17 protein-coding genes are annotated in these 24,244 nt (G+C 59.8%); 8 read left to right on the top strand and 9 right to left on the bottom strand.

Annotated features, from left to right (window positions below):
* Nucleotides 1–319: 319 nt before the first annotated feature.
* Nucleotides 320–826, top strand: a complete 507-nt coding sequence (gene ftnA / locus OJ965_RS05840; RefSeq protein WP_009087216.1) for a non-heme ferritin — start codon at nt 320–322, stop codon at nt 824–826.
* 225 nt (nt 827–1,051) lie between these two features.
* Here the strand turns inward: ftnA and OJ965_RS05835 are convergent, their stop codons facing one another.
* Entirely contained in the window at nt 1,052–3,415 is a 2,364-nt protein-coding gene (locus OJ965_RS05835) for a glycoside hydrolase family 31 protein (protein WP_265138246.1), read from the bottom strand.
* A 10-nt stretch (nt 3,416–3,425) separates the two neighbouring features.
* Nucleotides 3,426–4,736, bottom strand: coding sequence for an MFS transporter (locus OJ965_RS05830; RefSeq protein WP_009087221.1), 1,311 nt, complete (start codon nt 4,734–4,736; stop codon nt 3,426–3,428).
* Between the two features lie 223 nt (nt 4,737–4,959).
* On the opposite strand from OJ965_RS05830, the gene OJ965_RS05825 reads away from it, so the two are divergent.
* The gene (locus OJ965_RS05825; protein WP_265138243.1) at nt 4,960–6,024 is read left to right on the top strand and encodes a LacI family DNA-binding transcriptional regulator; all 1,065 of its coding nucleotides are present in this window, start codon (nt 4,960–4,962) and stop codon (nt 6,022–6,024) included.
* Here the strand turns inward: OJ965_RS05825 and OJ965_RS05820 are convergent.
* Together OJ965_RS05820 and OJ965_RS05815 are read right to left on the bottom strand one after the other, a co-directional pair.
* Entirely contained in the window at nt 6,015–8,870 is a 2,856-nt protein-coding gene (locus OJ965_RS05820; RefSeq protein ID WP_265138241.1) for a bifunctional diguanylate cyclase/phosphodiesterase, read from the bottom strand. The genes OJ965_RS05825 and OJ965_RS05820 overlap by 10 nt on opposite strands.
* Nucleotides 8,871–9,151: 281 nt before the next feature.
* Nucleotides 9,152–9,751 carry a cupin domain-containing protein gene (locus OJ965_RS05815; RefSeq protein WP_009087226.1) on the bottom strand — a complete coding sequence of 200 codons (600 nt, stop codon included), beginning with the start codon at nt 9,749–9,751 and terminating at the stop codon, nt 9,152–9,154.
* Between the two features lie 310 nt (nt 9,752–10,061).
* Here OJ965_RS05815 and OJ965_RS05810 point away from each other — a divergent pair, with 310 nt between their 5' ends.
* Nucleotides 10,062–10,544, top strand: a complete 483-nt coding sequence (locus OJ965_RS05810) for a YlaC family protein (RefSeq protein WP_009087228.1) — start codon at nt 10,062–10,064, stop codon at nt 10,542–10,544.
* Here the strand turns inward: OJ965_RS05810 and OJ965_RS05805 are convergent.
* From OJ965_RS05805 to OJ965_RS05795, 3 genes are all read right to left on the bottom strand, one after another.
* Nucleotides 10,541–11,944, bottom strand: a complete 1,404-nt coding sequence (locus tag OJ965_RS05805) for an aminotransferase-like domain-containing protein (protein ID WP_009087230.1) — start codon at nt 11,942–11,944, stop codon at nt 10,541–10,543. The two genes, OJ965_RS05810 and OJ965_RS05805, sit on opposite strands and share 4 nt — an antisense overlap.
* A 134-nt stretch (nt 11,945–12,078) precedes the next feature.
* Nucleotides 12,079–14,223, bottom strand: coding sequence for a putative bifunctional diguanylate cyclase/phosphodiesterase (locus OJ965_RS05800; protein WP_265138237.1), 2,145 nt, complete (start codon nt 14,221–14,223; stop codon nt 12,079–12,081).
* A gap of 139 nt (nt 14,224–14,362) precedes the next feature.
* On the bottom strand, nt 14,363–16,447 hold the full coding sequence (locus OJ965_RS05795) for a putative bifunctional diguanylate cyclase/phosphodiesterase (RefSeq protein WP_265138236.1): 2,085 nt from the start codon (nt 16,445–16,447) through the stop codon (nt 14,363–14,365).
* A gap of 544 nt (nt 16,448–16,991) precedes the next feature.
* Here OJ965_RS05795 and OJ965_RS05790 point away from each other — a divergent pair.
* Genes OJ965_RS05790 through OJ965_RS05770 form a run of 5 tightly spaced genes read left to right on the top strand, consistent with a single transcriptional unit; the run spans nt 16,992 to nt 22,261 of the window.
* The gene (locus tag OJ965_RS05790) at nt 16,992–17,561 is read left to right on the top strand and encodes a Csu type fimbrial protein (protein ID WP_009087237.1); all 570 of its coding nucleotides are present in this window, start codon (nt 16,992–16,994) and stop codon (nt 17,559–17,561) included.
* A gap of 46 nt (nt 17,562–17,607) precedes the next feature.
* Nucleotides 17,608–18,099: a Csu type fimbrial protein gene (locus OJ965_RS05785; RefSeq protein ID WP_265138233.1), complete on the top strand. Its 492-nt coding sequence runs from the start codon at nt 17,608–17,610 to the stop codon at nt 18,097–18,099.
* Between the two features lie 25 nt (nt 18,100–18,124).
* Nucleotides 18,125–18,820, top strand: a complete 696-nt coding sequence (locus tag OJ965_RS05780) for a fimbrial biogenesis chaperone (RefSeq protein ID WP_058956422.1) — start codon at nt 18,125–18,127, stop codon at nt 18,818–18,820.
* A 7-nt stretch (nt 18,821–18,827) separates the two neighbouring features.
* Nucleotides 18,828–21,275 (top strand): fimbria/pilus outer membrane usher protein, encoded by a 2,448-nt coding sequence (locus OJ965_RS05775; protein WP_265138229.1) that lies wholly within the window; start codon nt 18,828–18,830, stop codon nt 21,273–21,275.
* The gene (locus OJ965_RS05770) at nt 21,272–22,261 is read left to right on the top strand and encodes a Csu type fimbrial protein (protein ID WP_265138227.1); all 990 of its coding nucleotides are present in this window, start codon (nt 21,272–21,274) and stop codon (nt 22,259–22,261) included. Before OJ965_RS05775 ends, OJ965_RS05770 begins: the two co-directional genes overlap by 4 nt.
* Here OJ965_RS05770 and tcuC read toward each other — a convergent pair.
* Together tcuC and exbD are read right to left on the bottom strand one after the other, a co-directional pair.
* On the bottom strand, nt 22,258–23,580 hold the full coding sequence (tcuC, locus tag OJ965_RS05765) for an MFS transporter (protein ID WP_046102555.1): 1,323 nt from the start codon (nt 23,578–23,580) through the stop codon (nt 22,258–22,260). The two genes, OJ965_RS05770 and tcuC, sit on opposite strands and share 4 nt — an antisense overlap.
* A 236-nt stretch (nt 23,581–23,816) precedes the next feature.
* Nucleotides 23,817–24,239: a TonB system transport protein ExbD gene (gene exbD, locus OJ965_RS05760; RefSeq protein WP_009087249.1), complete on the bottom strand. Its 423-nt coding sequence runs from the start codon at nt 24,237–24,239 to the stop codon at nt 23,817–23,819.
* Nucleotides 24,240–24,244: the final 5 nt, after the last annotated feature.

The following is a 24,244-nucleotide window of genomic DNA, read 5'->3' as shown; positions in this document are numbered from 1 at the left end:
AAATTTATTTTGTGTCCGCTGCGGATGCGTGCCTGCTGGCCGTATCCGGTAGCCGCGCTCGTATGCCGCCATCAGGGCGATTGCACCAGCAGGATGCTGTACAGGTGCACTAGCGTGGTGCCGCCCCCTCTGTTTTCAGGCCGATAACCTGTAATACAAAATGAGAATTGGTCGCATTCAAATTGCTGAATAATTCTATTTAAATCAAACAGATAAATTGCCCTGTTTTGCGAAAAAGACTTCACATTACTAACATATCTGATGCATAATTCGCCGCATCTGCCTGTTTAATTAACATCTTCGTAAAAAGGACTCGGCCATGCTGACTGCTGAAATGACTGGACGTTTAAACGACCAGCTGAACCTGGAATTTTTCTCTGCCAATCTTTATCTGCAAATGAGCGCCTGGTGCTGTGACAAAGGCTTTGAGGGTGCCGCGTCCTTCCTTAAAATGCACTCACGTGAAGAGATGCAGCACATGCAGCGTCTGTTTGATTACCTGAGCGACACCGGCGCAATGCCGGTACTGGGAACCATCGCGGCACCGCCGGTTTCCTTCAATTCATTGAATGAGATCCTGGAGCAGGCGCTGGAGCACGAGCAGCTTATCACCCGTAAAATCAATGAGCTGGCACATGCCGCCATGACCTCACAGGATTACTCCACCTTCAACTTCCTGCAGTGGTATGTTGCCGAGCAGCACGAAGAAGAGAAGCTGTTCAAAACCGTGCTGGATAAACTGGCGCTGGTCAGCAACAGCGGCAACGGTCTCTTCCTGGTCGACAAAGATCTGGGCCGCATGAGCACCGAGAACCACGCGGAGTAATCTCTGTCGGGACCACTGAGTCAGAAGACCGGGTCGCTGTGAGATCGTGCTTTCACAGGGAACAGGGTCAGATCGGAAAGACGCAAAAGCCGCCATCCCTGGCACGCTCGTTCCGCGCCATCCCTGGCGCGGGACGCTTTCCTCCTCTGACCCTGTTCCCTGCCAGCTGAACTTAAGCGTTGCTGTCCGGAACCTGATTGATTCGGCTTTGCCACCTCAACACAGCTACTGCAGCCGGTAACTCGCCGCTTTCTCGCCATTCACCCATAGCTCGCGATCTTCACCCGCAGGCAGTAACAGCGCGATCTCCCGCCAGGCAGGCTGATAATCACCGCGTTTTTCCACCGTCAGATCGATGCGCGTGGCGCTGCTGCACAACGTCCAGCTGAGCCACAGGGCGTTCCCCTGCTGCCAGCCGTGACTCTCACCATCATCGTCAAAGGTTTGCCCCTGCGTTGTTACCCCTTCAGGTGCAGGCCATATTTGCCACTGCCGCACCGTATCGCGCCGCGCATTGGTCGTGCTTTCACACTCACCCAGCGGAATAACCGCACCGGCCCGCACCAGCAAAGGCAGCCGATCGAGCGGCGCATCCAGTGTGATCGTCTCGCCGCCCGCAAACGCCCTGCCGCTGTGCCAGTCATACCAGCCACCGGCATGATGGGGCAGATAGACCTGACGGCTGCGCGCGCCCTGCTCCACCACGCTGGCGACCAGCAGATCACGACCCAGCATAAAATCATCACACTCCTCATAGGTTCGCGGGTCCTGCTCGTGGTCGAGGAAGGTCGGACGCAGCATCGGCTCATCTTCTGAACTGGCCAGCCAGGCCAGCGTGTAGAGATAAGGCATCAGACGATAGCGCAGCCGGATCGCCTCGCGGATCATCGGCGTCACCTCCGGGTACATCCAGGGTTCGTTCACCGTGTGGTCGTCATTCCATGAGTGAATGGTAAAGCGCGGATGCATCACGCCATTCTGAACCCAGCGCACAAACAGCTCGGCATCGGGTTTATCGCCCGAGAATCCGCCGACATCGTGTCCGACGTTAAACAGCCCTGACAGGCTCATGCCCAGCCCCATGCGGATGTTGTAGCGCAGGGTTTGCCAGCTGGTGCGGTTATCCCCGCTCCAGGTCTGTACGTAACGCTGCATCCCGGCGCAGCCGGAACGCGAGATGAGATAGGGACGCTTGTTCGGGGCGAACTGCTGCTGCGCTTCCATGGAGGCGCGCATCATCAGCAGCGGCATTACCGGCCGGATATGCTTGATGGCGATCGGCTGACCAAAGCCGTGACAGCGTGCCTCGCCATCCCACACCTCATATTCGTTGTTGTCGTTCCAGGTGGCGTCGATGCCCTTTTCCAGCAGCTGCCGGGTGACGTTCTCCTGCCACCAGCGCACCGCCTCCGGATGGGTAAAATCGAGGTGCGAGCCCTCATCATCCCAGAACACCGAACGCTCAGGGCGATCCTGCTCAGAGTCACGAATAAACAGCCCCCGGGCCGCCACCTCCTGATAGCGCGGATGATCCTGCAACAGACAGGGCTTGATGTTAGCCGCCAGCTTCATCCCGGCATCGTGAAACGCCGCGCTCAGGCCGTCGGGATTCGGGACTTTGTCATAGTTCCAGTGGAACACGTAGCGCTTGTTATTGATCGAGGTATAGCCGGAAGAGAGCTGGAACGAGTCGCAGGGGATCTCATGCTCGTGACACAGGCGGATAAAGGATTGCAGCTGCTGCTGCGCATCCGGCGCGTCGGTGTAGTGCATGGTCGAGCCGCTGTAGCCCAGGCTCCACTTCGGCTGAAACAGTGTCCGTCCGGTCAGGCGGACAAAGGCTTTGGTGACGTCGAGCAGCGTCGGGCCCAGCATCATATAGTAATCAAGGTCGCCCGCCTCAGCGCGGTAGCGGCGGTAAGGCAGATGGTAGTTATCCAGTTCGTTACCGAGATCCAGCCAGCTGCTGCTGAGGTTGTCATAAAACAAACCGAAGCTGACGCCATCGCGTTGCGTCAGGGTAAAGGGAATATGTTTATAGAGCGGGTCGGTGCTGGCAGCGTTGTAGCCCATCGCGTCGAGGTTGCGCATCTCAAAGCGACGGTTGACGCGGTTCAGGTCGCCGCTCTTCTCGCCCAGACCGTAAACCCGATCCTGGGGCTGACGACGCTGATAGTGCTCCACCCCATCCCCGTGCGCATTGAGCAGATAGGCGCCGGTGTGACGGTCGGCGGTCAGCGGCTGCCAGCTCTCACCATCAAACTGCTCCCAGCTCAGGCAGAGCGGCTGATGCACCGTAACCCGCAGCCGTGACGTGCTGAGGCGCAGCTGCTGGGCATCGTGCTCAACCTGAAAGGGCGGCAGCGTAAAGCCGTCCAGCGCCTCACGGTCCCGTCCCTGCCAGGGCACATCCGTAACCGGCGCAATGCTCCAGGTGCGGTCCAGTGCCAGCTCGCCATCGCGCTTCAGCAGAACGCGTATCAGCTTCTCCTCCAGCACGTAAAGCCGCAGGTGATGCCGCTCTTCGACCTTGAGTTCAACAAAGTGGTCGGCCTGCTGATGCAGCGTCCAGTTCTTCAGGGTTTTCATCACGATATCCTTATGGGTTAGCCGGGCGCTGGCGTCGTTCGGCGATCAGCATCACCAGGAAAACGGCACCAATCAGGTCAAAAAAGCCCATCGCCACAAACAGCGGATTAAAGCCGATGGTGTCGGCGGTGACGCCGATAATCAGCGAGAAGATAAAGCTGGCAATCCAGGCGCAGGAGCCGCGCATACCGTTGACCGTCGCCATCTGACGGCGATCAAAACGCTCTACCACCAGCGCACTGAGCATGCAGGAGATGACCTGATGCCCGAAGCCACCGATGGAGATGAGCGCGATAGCCAGCAGGGGATCTTTCACCAGCGTCATCAGCGCCAGCGAAACCATTAACAGCGCGCCCGTCACCGAACTGGCGACAATCGAGTTGACGCGGGTAAAACCGAACCAGCGCACATAAATGCGGGTGAGATAACCGCTGGCGACGCTGCCAAGGTCAGCTGCGAGGAACGGCAGCCAGGCAAACATCACGATCTGCTTCAGATCCATGCCGCGCTCATTGGCGAGGTAGAGCGGCACCCAGAAGCTCAGCACCGCCCAGGCGGGTTCAGCCAGAAAGGCCGGAATCGCAATACCGTAAAACTTCTTCTCTTTACCAATCACTTTCAGCGCTTTGAAAAACGGCAGCTTCTCGCCGATGGCTTCGTTGTCCTGATTGATAAAATCGCGCTCCTCTGCAGAAAGGCGCGGATGGCTCTGCGGAGCGTGATAGCCCCACCACCAGAAGAGCACCCACAGCAGCCCCAGGCTGCCTGTCAGCAGGAAGGCACCCTGCCAGCCAAAGTTGATGTGGGAAACGTAGATGATGGGCGGTGCCAGCATCGCCCCGATGGAGAAGCCGACGCCCGCCCAGCCTGCTGCCACCGGCCGCTCTTTTTTCGGGAACCAGTCACCAATCGCTTTGGCGTTGGCTGGCGTGGCGGCCGCTTCAGACGCCCCCATGACAAAGCGCAGCAGCGCCAGATGCAGCCAGCTTCCGGCCCCCGCGTGCAGCAGACAGGTGACCGACCAGACCAGCGCACAGATCAGGAAGCCCATCTTCAGGCCGATCACATCGATCAGCCAGCCGCAGACCGGCTGAAACAGGGTGTAGGCCAGCTGGAACGCCGCCACCACCCAGGAGTATTGTTCGGTACTCATGTTGAGGCTGGTTTTGAGTTCCGGTGCCAGAATGCCGAGCGAGTTGCGGGTGATGTAGTTAACGGTCACACCCAGCAGGAACATCCCCAGCATCCACCAGCGTAAATTTTTAATCACGCGCACCGTGCGTGAAGCACTGACGGGTTTGGTTGTCGATTCGAGGCTCATAGTGCCACTCCTGATTTCCATTGATAAATCACACCGCCTGCTGGCGTACCGCGTGTCCTTTTAGCGAACTTAGAAAAGTGCGAAACGTGGGTACAGCCTCTTTTTTGCAAATCTTTTCATGGCAGGCTGATTACCGGCAGGAAATGACACTGAAACGCCCATCTGACGCGATTCAGCAGGTTATGAAAAATTTTTCACTGGCAGATTTGAAGGCGATCACAGAATGAAACAAAGGCTGAAAGTAAGCGAAATTGCGGCGCTGAGCGGCGTTTCGATCAGCACGGTGTCACGGATACTGGCGGGCAAAGCCAATACCCGCCCCGCCACCCGCGACAAGGTGCTGGCCGTGGCGCAGCAGCAGGGTGTGCTGGATAACCTGCACAGCGGTCGTCTGCTGCTGAATAATCTGATGGTCTTCGCGCCGCCGCGTGCCTTCGACGTGCGCAGTGACATCTTCTACTACAAAGTGATTCAGGGGATCAGCCAGGCGGTGGAGCCGCACGAGGTGCGGCTGCGCTTCTCTCCGCTGGAAGAGGTGGAGAGTGACGCGGCGCTGTTTATCGACAAGATGCAGCAGACCGAAGCGGCAATCCTGATCGGCATTGATGATGAGCACATTCATCAGTTGGCGGCGGAGATGAACAAACCCTGCGTGCTGATTAACGCCCGCGATCGCCGTATGCGGCTGCCTTCGGTTTCGCCGGATCATCAGCTGATTGGGGAGTTTTCAGCCCGCTACCTGTTTGAGCAGGGGCACCGGCAGATCCTGTCGCTGCACTGCCTGCGCCGCTACACCATGGAGCAGCGGCTGCAGGGCGTGCGTGACGCCTGGCATGCGATGAATCTGCGCTTCGACAGCCGTCAGCATCTGCTGACGCTGAACAGCTTCAGCAGCAATGAAGCGGCGGAACGGCTCGGTGAATATCTGCGCCACTGCCCGGACGTGCTGCGTCCGACCGCCATTCTGGCCAGCGGTGATTACATTGCCGCAGGTGCGGTCAGCGCGCTGGAGCAGGCGGGCCTGCGGGTGCCGCAGGATATTTCGGTCATGAGCATGGATGGCTTTAACCTGGCCGCCATCCACGATATTCCCCTGACCTCAGTGCAGGTGCCGCGTGATGAGCTGGGGGCCGCCGCCGTGAAAGTGCTGCAGGAGATGCGACTCAATCCTGCCACCCCGGCCGGCACCCTGCTGCTGAATGGCCGGCTGGTGGTGCGCGAATCGGTGCGCCGCATCCGCGACAACCTTAGCCATGCGCCGGTTCAGCAGCATGGTCTTTACGACTGACCCAGCGTTTTCAGCCGCAGTTCCGACGGCTGAGGACGCCCGAACAGGAAGCCCTGGAACAGCGTACAGCCCTCATCGCGCAGCTTCATAAACTGCTCATCGCTCTCCACCCCCTCGGCGGTGATCTGGATATCCAGACTGCGACTCATGCCGGTAATGGCCCGGATAATCGCCAGCGCCTCACGGCTGTCCCCCATGTCGTTAATAAAGGATTTGTCGATTTTGATTTTGTCGAACGGGAAGGATCGCAGATAGCTCAGCGACGAATAGCCGGTACCAAAATCATCCAGCGCAATCTGCACGCCCAGCGCCTTGAGATTCTGCAGGGTACGGATATTCCCCAGCGAATCATCCAGCAGCACCGATTCGGTGATCTCCACCTCCAGCCGCGCCGGATCCAGCCCGGACTCCTGCAGTGCGCCCTCCACCACCGGCACCAGCGAGCTGTTTTTAAACTGCAGCGGTGAGAGGTTAACCGACACCGACTGGTTGCCTTCCCAGCTCGCCGCTTCACGACAGGCTTCATAGAGCGCAAATGCGCCCAGCATATGAATCAGGCCGGTCTCTTCCGCAATCGGAATGAAGTCGTTGGGCATGATCAGGCCACGGATGGGATGATGCCAGCGCATCAGCGCTTCATAGCCAATGATGGTGTGGTGGTCGCCATTGGTGATGGGCTGGTAGTAGAGCCGCAGATGCCCGCCGCTGATCGCATCGCGCAGGTCATTTTCAATCAGGCGGCGGCTGCGTGCCACGTCGTCCATCTCCAGCGTGAAGTGCTCAAAGCGGTTACGGCCGTTGCGTTTGGCCTCATACAGCGCCATGTCGGCACAGCGCAGCAGCTGTTCCGGCGTGTTGGTGATGGTGGTGCTGAGCGCAATACCGACGCTGAGCCCGACCGAGAGGTTATGACCTTCGATGTTGACCGGCGGACGAATGGCCTCGATCAGCCGCTGCGCGACCACGCTCGCCTCTTCGCCGCTGGCAACCGACGGCAGCACGATGGCGAACTCATCGCCGCCGATACGCGCCAGGGTATCCTGATCGCGCAGCACGTTGCGCAGCCGCTTCGCCACACTGCGCAGCAGCTCATCGCCAATCTGGTGGCCCAGCGCATCGTTCACATTCTTGAAATTGTCCAGATCCAGGCAGAGCGCGGCGGTCTGACGCGGCGTCTGACCGGCGTTGCGCAGCGCTTCGCTCAGGCGCTGGCGGAACAGGATACGGTTCGGCAGGCTGGTGAGGTTGTCATGATGCGCCATGTGGTGAATGCGGGCATCCGCGGCGCGCTGGTCGGTCACATCTTCCACCAGCAGCATCAGATAGTTACGCCGTGCATCCTGACCATTAATCGCGGTGGCGCGGGTGTGCAGGATGCGCTCACCGCTGGCGGTCATCAGCAGCTGTTCACGCTCATGCATCCCCTCGCTGCGCAGCGCCACATCCGCCAGATTGTTGAAATAGTCGCTTAACTCAGGCGACATGCATTCATGCGGCCGTTTGTTGACGATCAGCGATTTCGACAGGCCAAACAGCTGCTGGGTACGGTCGTTGACCAGCAGAATCTCGCGGGTAATGGCATCTTCGACAATCACGCAGGAGGGGATGTTGGCGATGATGTTATCCAGAAAGCGGGAGAGCGCCGTTTTCTGGGTACTCTGGGCTTCCGCCAGATCGCGGGCGCGCAGCACCTGCTGCTCCTGCTCACGGCGTTCCGTCCGGTCGCGGGTGATCTTGGCGAAGCCGATCAGCTTGCCGTCATCGTCGTGAATCGCGTCGATCACCACGTGCGCCCAGAAGGCGCTGCCATCTTTGCGGTAGCGCCACCCCTCATCTTCGAAGCGACCGGTCTTCAGCGCAATGCCGAGGTTAGCTTCCGGCGTTCTGTTCAGCCGCTCCTGAGCGCTGTAAAACAGCGAGAAGTGCTGACCCACGACCTCTTCAGCCCGGTAACCTTTGGCGCGCTCGGCACCGGCGTTCCAGTTCACCACCACGCCGTCGATATCCAGCATATAGATGGCGTAATCCGTGACGCCCTCCACCAGCAGCCGGAAGCGTCGCTCCTGCTCGCGCTGCTCATTGCGTACGCGCTGCTGTTCGGTACAGTCGCGGGTGATCTTCGCGTAACCCAGCAGCTTACCCTGATCGTCACGGATCGTGTCGATCACCACGTGCGCCCAGAAGGCGCTGCCATCTTTGCGGTAGCGCCAGCCCTCATCTTCAAACCGGCCGGTGCGATAGGCGATCTGCAGGTTCTGGCTGGGAACGTGATTCAGACGATCCTGCGCGCTGTAGAAACGGGAAAAATGCTGGCCGACAATCTCTTCGGCTACATAGCCTTTGGCGCGCTGGGCGCCGGCGTTCCAGTTCACGACGTTGCCGTCGATATCCAGCATATAGATGGCGTAATCGGTGACGCCCTCCACCAGCAGACGGAAGCGCGCCTCCTGTTCCCGCTCTTTGCGCTGCTGCTCCTGCTGCCGGGTACAGTCGCGGCAGACCACAGCGAAGCCCACCAGCTGCGCCACATCATTGCGGATGGGATAGATCACCACATGCGCCCAGAAGGTGCTGCCATCTTTACGGCAGCGCCAGCCTTCGTAATCATAACGTCCCACGGTGGCGGCAATATCGAGTTCCCGCTGCGGCAGACCGCGACGACGATCCTCTTCGTTGTAAAACACGGCGGCATGCTGACCCATAATTTCTTCTGGCCTGTAACCCAGAACGTTCAGCCCGCCTTCATTCCAGCTGGCGACGGTTCCGTCCGGTTTGAGCATGGCGATCGCGTAGTCGATCACGCTTTGTACCAGCATGCGATAGATGACATCAGAGTTATTATCCATTGTTATTTGCCTGCTGCTCGGTAGCCTGGTCATGGCTTAGGAATGTTCTTAATACATCTGCGGAGACTACAGCGGAAATGGGCTGTGAAGACAAGTGTATTAAGAAGAATAACTAATCTTAACAGGGGAGTTATCGGCAGCGGTGAGCAAATGTTCAATGGTGTCGCGATCGGGGCGAGCGCGCGCGCCTAAGGCGCAGAGCGGGATTCCGGGAAGAGAGGGGAAAAGCGCGAGACGGGCTCGCGCATCGTTATTCAGCAGCGTGTCTGAAGCACCTTCCCTTATGGCTGCGGCTGCATGGCGGCAATCGGCTGCCAGATTTCTGTCAGTGCGCCCTCTTTACCGGTGAAGGGATCCTGGGTCGGCAGAGGCACTTTTTTCACCTGCTCCTGCGCCATTTTCAGTTTCGCTGGCTCATCGCGCAGTGTCTCGGGCGACATGCCACGCGGATAGGCTCCGACAACCATAAAGTCTTCACTGGCGCTGACCTGCCGGTGGCCGACGCCTGCCGGGATCAGCACCGCATCGCCGGCGCGCAGCGTCACCATCCGGCCACTGTCACCGCCAAACAGCACTTCCGCCCAGCCTTCAGCCACACCCAGCAGCTCATGGGTGTTGGGGTGGTAGTGGGTGTAAGGAAAAATCGGATAGCGCCAGGCGGGTGGCCAGCCGTTTTCTTCGAAGGTTTTCTCAAACCATGCGGCGATCTCCTCCTCTTCCGGCACCACGCGTGGCCAGATAATCAGAGGTAACGGGTTATTCGGCACGCCGCCCGACGGAATGGCGAGCATCAGGTGCTGAGGATTGTCAGACGCCCCGGCCGAAAAGGTGCCAGCGGCAAAAGACATCATCAATAACAGACTGGAGGATGGGGTACGCATGCAGGTTCTCCGCTTTTTTATCAGTGTGGCAAACCTGCGCCATAATGCAATGTGCGCCAGGCGACAGAATTGAGATAATTGACTGATATTGCTGACTAAAGCCAAATGCGGCGTTAACTACAGGGTGTTACCCGCCCTGCACCACCACGGGAAGCGGTTCTGACTACGGTAAAATGTTGCAAAATGTCAGGCCGCCCGGAGCAGGACTCTGGTCACGGTTCAACTGTTATATAAAAATCGCACAGATCTGTTTCTGATATCCTTGACTGTTATCTGTTCTAATCGCTAGCAGATCACAGAGAGGTAACCAATGGACGCTATTAAACAAATCCTGATTGACGAGATCGCCACGCTTAACCGCGAAGAACGTCGCGACAATTTGCCGCGCTTCAGCCTCTCGTTTCTGAAAAACCATCCCGGCCTCTGGGCGGTGATGTACCTGTGCTATGGCCTGTGCGTTGCGCTGATTTTCACTACCGAGATGCTCGGCTGGCCCGCCTTCTGGTTTGCGACCATCTTTGTCCTGGTGATGAGCCTGCTGATGCTGATGGACATCAACCCGAAATATCGCTTTGAGGATATCGACGCACTCGATCTGCGCGTCTGCTACAACGGTGAATGGTATTACGTTCAGCCGGTGCGCGAGCAGGCCGTTTCGCGGATTCTGTCGCTGCCTGAGACGCCGGAACGGGTGAAGAGCGGCATCCAGCGTCTGCTGTCGCAAAAAGGCGAAGTCGATTTTTATGATGTCTACTACCTGACCTGGGGCCATCAGGAAGCGGCGCGGGTTTAATCTGCCCCGCTTTCCGCCATTAACCGACCCAGCGTTTCGATTGCCGCCTCGGCCCGGCTGTCCCACGGCCAGGCGGTATTCAGCCTGAAGCAGTGACTGAACTGCTCGCCTGCCGAAAATAACTGTCCCGGTGCAATACTGATCCCCTGTGCCAGCGCGCGCTGATAAAGCCGGGTGGTATTGATCCGCTCCGGCAGCGTCACCCAGAGAAAATAACCGCCGAGCGCCTCGCTGAGTGTGGCCTGGGGTGGCAGCACCTTCAGGAGCGCCTGGCGCACCATCTGCTGTCGCTTCGCCAGGATCTGCCGCAGGCGCTTCAGGTGGGTGTCATAACGCCGTGTCGCCAGAAAATCCGCCAGCGCCAGCTGCATGGGCGCGCTGGTCGAGAGCGTGCTCATCAGTTGCAGCCGCTGAATGCGCTGCGCATGCTGTCCCGCCGCCACCCAGCCAACGCGAAATCCCGCCACCAGCGATTTTGAAAATGACCCACAGTGCAGCACGTTGCCCTGACGATCCCAGGCTTTGGCCGGCAGCGGCGCGACATCGCCTGTCCAGAGTTCGGCATAGACATCATCTTCAATCATCGGCACCTGATAGCGCGCCAGCAGCGCCACCAGTTGCTGTTTGCGTTCCGGGGTCAGGGTGACGCTGAGCGGGTTCTGCAGGGTGGTCATCAGCCAGCAGGCTTTTACCGGCCAGCGCTGCAGCGCCTCCTCCAGCTGGACAAGATCGATGCCCTGTTTTGCATCCACCGGGATCGCCAGCGCTTTCAGCTTGAGCCGCTCAATCGCCTGCAGCGCGCCATAAAAACCGGGATGCTCAATCACCACGTAATCGCCCGGCTCGGTAAGGGATTGCAGGCTGAGATTCAGCGCCTCCAGCGCCCCGCTGGTGATGACAATTTCATCCGGTGACAGCGTGATGCCCTGACGCGCATAGCGTTGCGCCAGCAGCTGTCGCAGCGTGGCGTTACCGGGCGGCAGGTTATGCAGCGCATCGGTTGGCGTGAGGTGATGGGAGACATTCGCCAGCGAGCGCATCAGCTGACGCTGCGGAAACAGCGCGGGGTCGGGAAAGGCGGAGCCAAACGGCACAATCGCCGGATCGCGCGTTGCCTGCAGCACATCAAATACAAAGTCGTTGATATCCACCTGCTCGCTGATCGCCACGCTCATGGGCGCGGGTGCCAGCGCGCGGGGCGCGACGTAGTATCCCGACTGGGGACGGGAGACGATCCAGCCCTGGCTCTCCAGCAGCTCATAGGCGTGCAGCACCGTCATCAGGCTGACGCCCTGCTGCGCCACCTGCTGGCGCAATGAGGGTAAGCGTGTGCCCGGCAGCCAGATGCCGGCTTCTATCTGCTGCTGAATCTCATCCATCAATCGCTGGTATTTCGCCACGGCTCATCTCTCCTTGTCTGACCGAGTGACTTTACCACGCGCGGCGGCCAATGACAGGCGGCATGAACCGCTTCTACAGCCCCATTGCACTGATGCAACGCGCACGGGACGCTTTTTCAACCCCGACGCGCGCGTCAGACCGCTGCCACCTCGGGCGTCAGCGGCCGATCGACATCCGCAATCAGGCCCGTGCTGGCCACCGTTTCTTCAGTTTCTGCCGCGACAAAGTCGGTCAGCTCCGGCACCCGCTCCGGCGGAACCGGCTTGCCCAGCAGATAGCCCTGCAGCGTATTGCAGCCCAGGCTGGTCAGAAACGCCTGCTGTTCGGCAGTTTCTACCCCTTCAGCCACCACTTTGAGTTGCAGCGACTGCGCCAGCGCCACGATGGCCGACACGATGGTGGCATCCTCTTTCTGATGCTGCAGCTCGTTCACAAAGGCCCGGTCGATCTTCAGTTCGCTGGCCGGTAATCGCTTCAGATAGAGCAGGCTCGAGTAGCCGGTGCCGAAATCATCAATCGAGGCTTTCACGCCCAGCCGGGTCAGCTCGGTCAGGATACGCACGCTCTCATCGGGGTCGCGCATCGCGGTGGTTTCTGTCACCTCCAGGGTCAGCAGCTCGGCCGGAATCTGATGTTTTGCCAGCGCCTCAACCACCGTCTCCACCAGATTCGACTGCTCAAACTGCAACGCCGAGAGGTTAACCGCCACCGACCAGTGCGGGTGCCCCTGCAGATGCCACTGGCGCAGCTGGCGGCAGGCTTCCTGAATCACCCAGTTGCCGATATTGACAATCATCCCGGTCTTTTCCGCCATCGGCAGAAATTTGTCGGGCGACAGCAGGCCGTGCTGCGGATGCTGCCAGCGCAGTAGCGCCTCAAAACCCAGGATCGGACCACGCGGGGCGCAGAATTTTGGCTGGTAGAAGAGGCGCAGCTCATCATTATCCAGCGCCTGCCAGAGATCGTTATTCAGCTGCAGCTGACTCTGTGCCTGAATATTCATGGAGGGCTGAAAGAAGGTATAGCCGTTGCGGCCATTATTTTTGGTGTGGTACATCGCCGCATCCGCATTGAACATCAGCTCCCGCTCATCCACCCCGTCGCCGGGATAGACGGCAATGCCGAGACTCAGGGAAACCACCAGTTCATAGCGGGAGATATCAAACGGACGATCCACCGCTTTGACCAGCTTATCGGCGACGGCCGCGGCATCATTGGGATCGTCAATCTCCACCAGCAGCACGAACTCATCGCCGCCAAGCCGCGCCAGCGTGTAGTAGCCGGTCATCTGCTGACTCATTCTCTCGGTTACGCCAACCAGCAGACTGTCACCAATATGGTGACCAAAGGCGTCGTTAACCGCCTTGAAGCCATCCAGATCCATAAACATCAGGGCGAACTGCGTCTGTTCACGGTTCGCTTTGTTGATCGCCTGCTCCAGCCGATCTTCCAGCAGGATGCGGTTTGGCAGCCGCGTCAGGTTATCGTGCAGCGCCAGCTGGGCCAGCTCGCGATTCGCCTCCGCCAGAGAGCTGGCGAGAATCGAGGTGCGCGCCTGCATCCGCGCATCCAGCATGGAGACCAGAAGGGTAATCCCCAGGATAGAGAGGGTGACCACGGTGACCAGAATCGCCAGCCAGTTGCTGTTGACGCCCTGCCCCACCGAATGACTGTGCGCGGGAAATTCGGCGGCCATCATGCCGGTGTAGTGCATGCCCGCAATGGCAAACCCCATCACCACTGCGGCGCCAATCCGCAGCAGCGTGACCCGGCTGGTCTGCCCCTCGCGCAGGTTAAAGGCGAGCCACAGCGCCGCGCCAGAGGCCGCCAGGGCGATGATTACCGACAGTCCCACCCAGCCCCACTGCCAGACGATACCGGGCGAGAACATCAGGGCCGCCATGCCGGTGTAGTGCATCGCCACCACGCCGCTGCCGAGGATCAGCGCGCCGCCCGCCAGCCGCGGCCAGGGCAGATCGCTATGGCAGACCAGCCACAGCGCAAATATCGACGCACACACCGCGATGGCGGCAGAGAGCGCAGTCAGTGAGGCGTTGTAGCTCATCACCATATCCATATTCATCGACAGCATGCCGATAAAGTGCATCGCCCAGATGCCGATCCCCATGGAAAAACCGCCGCCGAACAGCCAGACCAGCGCGACTTTGCCGGTCGAATGCACCACCCGCCCTGCCATATCCAGCGCGGTAAACGAAGCCAGCATCGCGACCAGAATCGAGACGATAACAATAAAAGAGTCGTATGAGGTCGCTAACATAGTGCATTCCCGCAAAAAGCCGTGCTTGTGGTTAGACAGAGGAGAGTGTTCTTTTTGTTATCGGCACCGCCCGGCGGTTAATGAGCCGCGCAGGCTGCGTGCTTTCACTTACTCTGATTGCTGAAAACTATCGTGACACTCAGCCGGAGAGTGACGCCACCGGCTGCCGCCGTGAGGCGAAACGGAACGCGTCAACCCGATCCGCCGGGGTCGGTTTACCCAGCAGATACCCCTGCAGGGCATCAAAGCCTAAGCTGGTGAGTAAATGCTGCTGCTCTTCGGTTTCCACCCCTTCCGCCACCATCCGCAGGTTGAGACTCTGCGCCAGCGTCAGCATGGCGCTGACCACCGTTGCATCTTCACTGCCGGGCCGCAGGCAGTTGATAAAGCTGCGGTCGATTTTGAGTTCGCAGGCATCCAGATCTTTGAGATGCAGCAGGTTGGCATAGCCGATGCCAAAATTATCAATGGCGACGCTGATACCCGCCTGCTGCAGTTCGCGGATGCGCTGCTGGCTGAACAGCGGGTCACGCATGGCTATCGTTTCGGTGATCTCCAGCATCAGCGCGCTGGCTGGCAGCTGGAAGTGCGCCAGCGTCCGGGTCAGCGTGGTCAGCAGATCGCGCTGATGAAACTGCAGGGCGGAGAGGTTCACCGACACCGTCCAGTCACTGTGGCCCTGATTGTGCCAGCTTCTCAGCTGGCGGCAGGTCTCCTCGATCACCCAGTTGCCAAGCGCGACGATCTGGCCGGTCTTTTCGGCACGCGGCAGAAACAGCTCCGGCGTCAGTAACCCGCGCAGCGGATGCTGCCAGCGCAGCAGCGCCTCGAATCCCAGTAACAGGGTGCCGCCGGAACTGAATTTGGGCTGATAGAACAGGCGCATCTGCTGGCGCTCTATCGCCTCCCACAGATCGTTCGCCAGCTCCAGCTGATGCTGGGTCGCATCGCTCATCGCCGGTTCAAACAGACACCAGCCATTGCGCCCGTTGTGTTTGGTGTGATACATCGCCGCATCCGCATTGAACAGCAGCTCATGCCGGTTTCGCCCGTGCAGCGGAAAGATTGCAATGCCGGCGCTGAGTGATACGTGCAGCACATAGCGGTCAAGTTCAAAGGGGGTGCTGATCACCTTAACCAGCTTTTGCGCCAGCTGACGGGCCGGCGTGATATCCAGCGCCTCTGCCATCAGCACAAACTCATCGCCGCCCAGACGCACCAGCAGCATCGTGGTCGTGAGCTGGCTGCGCAGCCGCTCCGCGACTGCGACCAGCAGGCGGTCACCGACGTGATGTCCCCAGGTGTCATTCACCGCTTTGAAGCCATCCAGATCCATATAGAACACGGCAAAGCGGCTCTCCTGCAGCATCGCCTGCTTAATCGCCAGATCGAGCTGCTGCTCCAGCATGACCCGGTTCGGCAGCGCGGTCAGGTTGTCGTGCATCGCCAGCTGGCGCAGCTCCTGGTTGGCGCGATTGAGCCGCGCCGCCAGCCGTGCCGCGCGCAGCTGAGCATCCAGCATGGAACTCAGCAGCGTGACGCTCAGAATAAGCAGGGTAATCAGCGTTACCCATACCGCCAGCCCCGGATTGCTGAGGCCATGCGGCTGCATGGTGCTGCTCGGGCTGAACCGTGCGGCGGCCATGCCCACGTAGTGCATACCGGCGATGGCGATCCCCATCACCAGGGAAGCCAGACTGCGCATCAGCAGCAGATGCTGCTCCCCCTGGCGCAGATGAAACGCCAGCCACAACGCCAGCGCAGAGGCCACAAAGGCGATCAGCACAGAGAGGGCGACCAGCAGAGGATTCCAGTCAGGTCCCGGTTCAATCAGCAGCGCAGACATGCCGAGATAGTGCATGACCACCACCCCCGCGCCCAGGATCAGACTGCCGCGCAGCAGCCGGAAACGGGTGAGATGTACGCCTCCCACCGTCTGTCCGAAAGCCAGCATGGCGGCCAGAATCGCCACCAGCAGCGAGCCTGCCGTCAGCGGCACGTCATAGCGCATCGTCATCGGCATCATCATCGCCAGCATGCCGATAAAGTGCATGGCCCAGATGCCAATTCCCATGGCGGTGCCGCCGACCAGCAGCCAGAATCGGGCAGGCCAGCCCTGGGAGACCGCCACCCGTCCGGCGGTATCCAGGGCTGTAAAAGAGGCAACAAACGCCACGATCAGCGAAATGCCGATCAGGACGTTATCCCAGGTGATCTGCAGCATGTGCCACTCCTCACCACCCGTGCTGAACGGGTGCTGTGTAAAGTCTGATAAGTCATCTGAAAACCCCCGCGGGGGTAAAAGTTATTTAATGCCGGTATTTCGCCAGGAATTATTTCCGGCAAAACCCGCCCGCCAGCGCAGGAGAACGATGCGCAGCATCCTGTTCCCGCATCCGCTAAGCGAGCCGGTAAATCGTTATTATGTCTGATTGATACAGCAACATATTACCGAAGCGGAAAGCCTGTACGCGAGGAAAAAAGCAGGGATTTCTGCTTTCCCGTTACGCTTACACACCTTGCTATTACTGGGTTATCGGCTGAAGTGACCATTAGATTAGTGAAAAATAATCAGGAGCACTTCGCCAGACGCGTTAACTGTTCTATAGTAAGTAAAACTGATATAAATCAGCACCCTTAAGTCTGAGATTTTTCTTAAGACAGTCCCGTTGCGGGCACTGCTTTATTTATTTTTTATTTTTGGGCCGAATCGTTAATTAATACCAGGTGAAAAAGCACTGACTCCTGATAATCCGTAAGGAAATATTATGAAACTCAAGCTTTTTCTGTGTGCTGCTGCGGGCTTAACGCTGTCACTTCCGACCTTAACCCAGGCGGCAACCACCTCCGGGACCATCAATGCCACCCTCACGCTGACCACCGGTTGCCTGGTCAACGGTCAGTCCGCCACGGCAGGCGTTAACTTCGGTACGCTGAACTTTGGTAGCAGCGCCGCCACCTTTGATACGCTGAACGCCACCCTGGTGGGCGCCGCCGGTAACGGCATCTACGTGCGCTGCACCACCGGTCAGGACTATAACGTGGTGGTGACCAGCAGCAACGCGGCGCCAGCAACCATCTATGGCACCGCCTCTGCGTCACCGCGCTATTTGCTGCTGGGATCGGACAATGCGCAGGGCATCGCCTATACCCTCTACAGCGATGCCTCCTTCACTACCGCGATCGCCAACAATACGCCGATTGCCGCCAGCGGCACCAACGATCCGACGCTGGGCACCAACTACGCCATCTATGGCCGGGTGGTCGGCGGCGGCTTTAACCCGCTGATTCCGGCCGGAACCTACACCGATACCATTAACGTCGCCGTGAACTATTAACTGCAGCCGCAGGTCAATGAGGGTGGTTCTCTGGCGATCCTGCCTGATGATCGCACGTGCTTTGCCTCTGCTGACAGGGAGCGTCAGCGCCTGGGGGCTGCCCACCAGCACCTTTCAGGTCTCCGCATCGATTGTGGCAGGCTGCGTGATATCCGGTACTAATACCGGCGTTTTCGGCACGCTCAATTTCGGCACGCAGTCTGGCGTGGCGACAGCGACCGTCAACGCCAGCTTTCTGCAGAGCACGACCATCAATCTCGCCTGCACACCCGGCACTACGCTGAGCATGAGCATCAATCAGGGCAACAACTACACCACCACCCGCAACCTGAAGCTGCCCAATTTCAGCAATACCGTTCCCTATATGCTCTTTAGCAATGCCAGCCGCACCACGGTGATCCCGATCAACCAGGCCGTGCCGCTGAGCTACAGCAATGCCGGTAACATTACGCTGCCGATTTATGGCCAGCTGCAACTTCCCGGCACCGCGCGCGCCGGCGTTTATACCGACACGCTGACCGTCACCCTGAGCTGGTGAGGCGATAAAAAACAAGGATATGATCATGAAGTCACTGTGCGCTCTGCTGCTGCTGAGCCCCACCCTGCTCTCTCCGGCCTTCGCCGCTAACTCGGTGATGATCTGGCCCATCGATCCCGCCATTAATCCTGACGAGAAAGCCAGCGAACTCTGGCTGGAAAATCGCGGTAACAGCACCACGCTGATGCAGATCCGCGTCTTCAGCTGGCAGCAGGTCAGCGGCCAGGAGCAGTATCAGACTCAGCAGCAGGTGGTGGCCAGCCCGCCGATGGTGCGGATGGAGCCGGGCCAGAAGCAGCTGGTCAGGCTGATTAAACAGACGCCGCCTGCGGCCGGTAAAGAGCTGGCCTATCGGGTGGTGCTGGATGAGATCCCGGCGCCGCGCAATCCCGGTGAGAATCAGGCCGGGCTGACGTTTCAGATGCGCTATTCCGTGCCGTTGTTTGTCTATGGCACCGGGCTGAACACCGACAGCGCCCGGCCGGTGCTGCGCTGGCAGCAGGTCAGCGACGGCGGCAAGCGCTGGCTTCAGCTGACTAACAGCGGCAGCGGCCACGCCCGGCTGAGCAATGTCACGATTGGCGGTCGCCAGCTGGGGGAAGGATTGTATGGCTATGTGCTGGCGGACAGCATGCATCGCTGGCCGCTCACCTCCCCGGTCAGCGGCGAGCTGAGCGCTGAGGTCAACAAGCGCCCGTGGCGCAGCGCGGCTCAGAAGTAAGTGCTGAATGAAACGCTACCCGCTTCATCCCTGTGCGCTGGCGGTTGCCAGCCTCTGCTACGCCTGCTCGCCGGATAGCGTGCTGGCGGAGACTTACTCCTCCCTGCCACCGCCGCCGAGCCTGCAGTCCCGCGACAGCGGCCAGCAATATATGCTGGAGCTGGTGGTGAATCAGCAGGCAGAGGGCAATATCGTACCGGCAGAGCAGCGCGACGGTCACTTCTGGCTGCGCAGCGGCGATCTGCAGCGTGCCGGTCTGCCGCGGGAAAAGCTGGGCCAGCAGCCGCAGGTCGATGTCAGCAGCCTGCCTCTGGTCAGGGTGGACTATGATGCTGCGCGGCAGCGGCTGCTGCTGACCGTGCCGCCAGAGTGGCTGCCCGGCCAGGTGATCGGCGAGGCGAAAAACGGGCCGCGCTATCCGGGACGGACCAGCAGCGGCGCGCTGCTTAACTACGATCTTTACGCCAGCCGCACCGACAACAGCGGCACCCGCCTCTCCGCCTGGAATGAGCTGCGGCTGTTCGGGGAGGCCGGGCACCTCTCCAGCAACGGCGTCTGGCAGCAGCAGCTGGAAGGCAGTTCCTCTTATCAGGATAATGGCTACATCCGCTACGACACCTGGTGGAGCAACGAAGATGAAAATACTGCTGTGAGCTGGCGGGTCGGGGATCTGGTCAGCGACTCGCTCGCCTGGGGCAGCAGCGTGCGGCTCGGCGGCATCCGCATCGGTCGCGACTTCAGCATCCGGCCCGATCTGGTCACCTACCCGCTGCCCGCCTTTTCCGGCCAGGCCGCCGTCCCCTCCACTGTGGATCTGTTTATTAATGGCTATCGCTCCAGCCAGGCGAACGTGCAGCCTGGCCCCTGGTCGCTGACCAATGTCCCGTTCGTCAACGGCGCGGGTGATGCAGTGATCACCACCACCGATGCAACAGGCCGACGCGTCACCACGACCATGCCCTTTTACGTCTCCAGTAACCTGCTGAAAGCGGGACTGTCGGATTACGCCTTTTCCGCCGGGGCGATCCGCGAGAACTACGGCATTAAAAATTTCGATTACGGACAGGCCGCTGCCAGCGGCGCGTATCGTTATGGCATGACCGACTGGCTGACGCTGGAGAGCCAGGCCGAGGGCAGCGAAAACCTGGCAATGGGCGGGCTGGGCGGCCAGCTGCGCGTCGGCAGCTGGGGGGTGGTAAACGGCGCGGTGGCGCAGAGTCAGCTGGATGGCGAGCGCGGCGGGCAGTACAGCTGGGGTTATCAGTACAACAACCGCTGGTTCAATTTCGGCACGCAGCAGACCCGGCGCAGCCGCGACTTTGGCAACCTGGCGCTGGTCGGCAGCCGTGCCGGAAGTCAGGCAGATAGCCGCTTCGCGCTGTCGCGCCGCAGTGCGCAGTACAGCGCCAGCGTCTCACTGAACCGTTTTGGCAGCGTCGGCGCCGCCTTTATCGATATTACCGACGGTCAGGGCGACCGCACCCGCCTGTGGAATCTCTCCTGGAGTAAAAACCTGTGGGGCAACAGCAGCCTCTACGTCTCCGCCAGCCGCGATCAGCAGGAGAAGAGCTGGACCGGCGCCATCTCGCTGGTGATCCCCTTTGGCGAACAGGGCAGTGCCGCAATCAGCACCGAACGCGACCGGCGCGGCCGCAACAGCCAGCGCGTCTACGCCTCACGCGCCATGCCCAGCGACGGCGGATTCGCCTGGGATGCCTCCTGGGCGAATCAGAGCGGTGACAGCGGCGATTACCGTCAGGGCAGCCTGCGCTACCGCAACAACCAGGTTGACGCCTCGGGAGGCTTTTATGGCGACGACGACAACCTCACGCAGTGGGCCGATCTCTCCGGCGCGCTGGTGCTGATGGACAACAGCGTCTTTGCCGCCAACGCCATCAACGACGCCTTTGTGCTGGTGAAAACCCGCTACCCCGACGTCAACGTCCGCTACGAGAATCAGTCGATGGGACGAACCAACCCGCAGGGCTATCTGCTGGTGCCCACCATCAGCAGCTACTACCCGGCTAAATATGATATCGACACCCTGGATCTGCCCGCCGATATGACCACGCCGCAGGTTGAGCAGCGCGTTGCCGTCCGGCGTCAGAGTGGCTATCTGCTCAACTTCCCGGTAGAGAGGCTGCGATCGGCCAGCGTGATTCTGGTCGATGCGCAGGGCCAGCCACTGCCGGTCTCAAGCCAGGTCGTGCGGCCCGATCATCCCACGGAGTATGTGGGCTGGGATGGGATTGTCTGGATGGAGGCGCTGACGGTCAGCAATCCGATCGCGGTAGTCACACCCGACGGCCGCCGCTGTGAAACCGAACTGCACATCGCCAGCGGTCAGCCGCGGGCGCTGAAAACCTATGGCCCGCTGACCTGTCCGCTGCCTGCACCGGCCGCGGGCAGCGCCGCCACGCCCGCTGATACTTTCTCTTCCGGAGCGCGACCATGATAAAAATTGTGCTGAAATGGCTGATCCCTGCGGGCCTGCTGCTCTGTCTGCCGTCGCTGGGTTATGCTGCCTGTACCCTTCCCGCCTCCACCGCCAGCTTCGGCTCCCTCACGACATTTGTGGCGAATACCACTGTGAATGCCACCACCACCAACGCCAACGTCAACTGTGGCTCGGGCAGCGCGCTCTCGCTGCTGGGTAATAACCAGATTACGTTTCAGCTGACCGGCGCGACGAATGTCAGCGGCACGCGCGGCACCCTGAAACGTAGCGGTGACACCGGCAGCGATAATGTGCCGGTGCGGCTCTGCACCGACAGCGCCTGCGCCAGTGAACTGACGATTGGCGGCGCGGCCTACGTCTATGGGTCACAGACGCTGGTCAATCTGGCGGGGTTACTGGGCAGCCTCAACTTCGCTATCCCGGTTTACCTGCGCACCGTTCCCGGTCAGGTGGTGGCCGCCGGCACCTATCAGGTGACGCTGAACATGGCCGTGACGTATCGCGTCTGTACCAGTGTCAGCGTGGGAAACGTCTGCTTAAGCGAACAGAACGGCAGTGGCGTGATCCCGATAACCGTGACCGCTACGCTCACCAATGACTGCACCACCATTACCTCGCCCAACATCAGCTTCGGCAGCGCGCCGCTGGTCGGCAGCTTCTCTGCGGTGTCGCAGACCATCAATGTGCTGTGCAGCAAAGGCAGCACCTATACGGTCGGCCTGAGTAACGGCAGCTATCCGGTGAGCAGCGTGAGGAATATGGCGAGCGGAACGAATCGTCTGAGCTATGAGATCTACAAAGGCACGACCAGCAATCGCTGGGGACCCTCAGGGACGGAGCGCTGGAGCAGCACGACCTCGACCGCAGTCTCTGCGGATGGACTGACGCGCGGCTTTAACTACACCGCGCGCATCCTGACGACGCAGGCCACGCCGCCCGCCGGAAACTACAGCGACAGCGTGGTGGTCGATTTAGCCTTTTAGAGCGAGGCGCTGACCGGCGTACCGCTGTGGCGCAGCTGATACTGCTTCACCATCCGGCCAATCAGCAGGGTGCCGATCAGCCCGCAGATGGCCGCAAAGGTCAGCCAGACGCCCGGCATCGCCTTGTCGCCGGTGGCGTGGATCAGGTAGCTGGAGATGGCAGGGGTAAAGCCGCCAAACAGCGCCGTCGCCAGGCTGTACGCCATGGAGAAACCGGCCGCGCGCACCTCAGCAGGCATGATCTCTGCCAGATAGACCACCATCGCCCCGTTGTAGCTGGCATAGAGAAACGACAGCCACAGCTCGGCTTCCAGCAGATGGGCGAAGCTGGCTGAACCGACCAGCCAGTGCAGCACCGGCCAGGTGGTGACAATCATCAGCAGGGTACAGGCGATCAGCAGCGGACGACGCCCGATGCGGTCCGACAGCGCGCCCATCAGCGGCAGCCAGAAGAGATTGGAGACGCCGACGCAGAGCGTCACCATGAACGCCTGCTTATCACTCATCATCAGCACGGTTTTGCCAAAGGTCGGGGTAAAGGCGGTGATCATGTAGAACATCACCGTGGTAGTGACCACCATCAGCATCCCCGCCAGCACCAGCGCCCAGTTGCTGGCGACCGAGCGCATGATCTCCGTCATGCGCGGATGATGCTTGCGTTTGCTGAACGCTTCAGTCTCTTCCAGCGTGCGGCGGATATAAAACAGGAACGGCACAATCAGACAGCCCACTACAAACGGGATACGCCAGCCCCACTCCGTCACCGCCTCTTTCGCCAGCAGATGGTTCAGCATCAGACCCAGCAGGGCGGCGAAGATCACCGCAATCTGCTGACTGCCCGACTGCCAGCTGACGAAAAAGCCTTTGCGCCCTTTCGGCGCCACTTCGGCCAGGTAGACCGACACGCCCCCCAGCTCAACGCCCGCGGAGAAGCCCTGCAGCAGACGTCCCAGCAGGATCAGAATCGGCGCCGCAGCGCCCAGCGTGGCGTAACCCGGCACCAGCGCGATAGTCAGGGTGCCAATCGCCATCAGGCCCAGCGTCAGCAGCAGGCCTTTGCGGCGACCATGATGGTCGATGTACGCGCCCAGAATAATCGCCCCCAGCGGGCGCATCAGAAAGCCTGCGCCAAAGGTCATCAGGGTCAGCATCAGGGAAGCGAACGGGTCATCGCCGGGGAAGAAGGTTTTAGCAATGGCCGTGGCGTAGTAGCCAAAGACCATGAAATCGTACATCTCCAGGAAGTTACCACTGGTGACGTTGAAGATGGTTCGGGCGGCGCTTTTCGGGGGCTTTTGTAAAGACGGGGCGTGACTCATAACGGCTTCCTGTTGTTTTTTAGCCGTTTTAGCCTGCCTGCCGCGAGAATAATGTGACCTGGCTCACCATTGCACTTTACAATTCTATGTACATAAGTAACAACAAATTAACAATACAGGCCAGCCAGCATAAGTGATCGGTGTCACGGCGGATCGGCCAGATATCATCTGGTCAGCAGAGGGCCATAAAAAAAGGCGACTGCCTCAGTCGCCTCTTTGTCGTGCCGGATAACCCGCTATTTCTTCACGGTTTCCATACCCATCAGACCAATTTTCAGGTAGCCCGCCGTGCGCAGCTTATCCATCACGCTCATCAGCGTTTCATAATCAACCGACTTGTCGGCCTGGAAGAAAATGGTGGTCTCTTTGTTGCCCTGGGTCTGGCTGGTCAACACATTCACCAGTGAGTCCGGCGTCACCGCGTCGTTACCGACGTAAAGCTGCTTATCCGCTTTGATCGACAGGTAAACCGGTTTTTCCGGACGCGGCTGCGGCGCGCTGGTAGAGGCGGGCAGATTGACGCGCACGTCGACCGTGGCCAGTGGCGCGGCCACCATAAAGATGATCAGCAGCACCAGCATGACGTCGATAAACGGCGTCACGTTGATCTCATGCATTTCACCATCGGTTTGCAGATCGTCGTTTAATCGCATTGCCATAAGAA

This window comes from Pantoea anthophila (genome assembly GCF_026104315.1).
GTDB lineage: Bacteria > Pseudomonadota > Gammaproteobacteria > Enterobacterales > Enterobacteriaceae > Pantoea > Pantoea anthophila.
The sequence above is the reverse complement of the archived record's forward strand: the minus strand, read 5'-3'. Positions and strand labels throughout refer to the sequence as shown.

Bases quoted from the DNA above. Each gene is read 5' to 3' on its own strand.
- OJ965_RS05825 (WP_265138243.1), top strand. From the start codon at position 4,960: ATGAAACAAAGGCTGAAAGTAAGCGAAATTGCGGCGCTGAGCGGCGTT.
- OJ965_RS05815 (WP_009087226.1), bottom strand. From the start codon at position 9,751: ATGCGTACCCCATCCTCCAGTCTGTTATTGATGATGTCTTTTGCCGCT.
- tcuC (WP_046102555.1), bottom strand. From the start codon at position 23,580: ATGAGTCACGCCCCGTCTTTACAAAAGCCCCCGAAAAGCGCCGCCCGA.
- OJ965_RS05835 (WP_265138246.1), bottom strand. From the start codon at position 3,415: ATGAAAACCCTGAAGAACTGGACGCTGCATCAGCAGGCCGACCACTTT.
- OJ965_RS05790 (WP_009087237.1), top strand. From the start codon at position 16,992: ATGAAACTCAAGCTTTTTCTGTGTGCTGCTGCGGGCTTAACGCTGTCA.
- OJ965_RS05820 (WP_265138241.1), bottom strand. From the start codon at position 8,870: ATGGATAATAACTCTGATGTCATCTATCGCATGCTGGTACAAAGCGTG.
- OJ965_RS05775 (WP_265138229.1), top strand. From the start codon at position 18,828: ATGAAACGCTACCCGCTTCATCCCTGTGCGCTGGCGGTTGCCAGCCTC.
- OJ965_RS05800 (WP_265138237.1), bottom strand. From the start codon at position 14,223: ATGTTAGCGACCTCATACGACTCTTTTATTGTTATCGTCTCGATTCTG.
- OJ965_RS05810 (WP_009087228.1), top strand. From the start codon at position 10,062: ATGGACGCTATTAAACAAATCCTGATTGACGAGATCGCCACGCTTAAC.
- ftnA (WP_009087216.1), top strand. From the start codon at position 320: ATGCTGACTGCTGAAATGACTGGACGTTTAAACGACCAGCTGAACCTG.
- OJ965_RS05785 (WP_265138233.1), top strand. From the start codon at position 17,608: ATGATCGCACGTGCTTTGCCTCTGCTGACAGGGAGCGTCAGCGCCTGG.
- OJ965_RS05770 (WP_265138227.1), top strand. From the start codon at position 21,272: ATGATAAAAATTGTGCTGAAATGGCTGATCCCTGCGGGCCTGCTGCTC.
- OJ965_RS05830 (WP_009087221.1), bottom strand. From the start codon at position 4,736: ATGAGCCTCGAATCGACAACCAAACCCGTCAGTGCTTCACGCACGGTG.
- OJ965_RS05780 (WP_058956422.1), top strand. From the start codon at position 18,125: ATGAAGTCACTGTGCGCTCTGCTGCTGCTGAGCCCCACCCTGCTCTCT.
- OJ965_RS05795 (WP_265138236.1), bottom strand. From the start codon at position 16,447: ATGCTGCAGATCACCTGGGATAACGTCCTGATCGGCATTTCGCTGATC.
- exbD (WP_009087249.1), bottom strand. From the start codon at position 24,239: ATGGCAATGCGATTAAACGACGATCTGCAAACCGATGGTGAAATGCAT.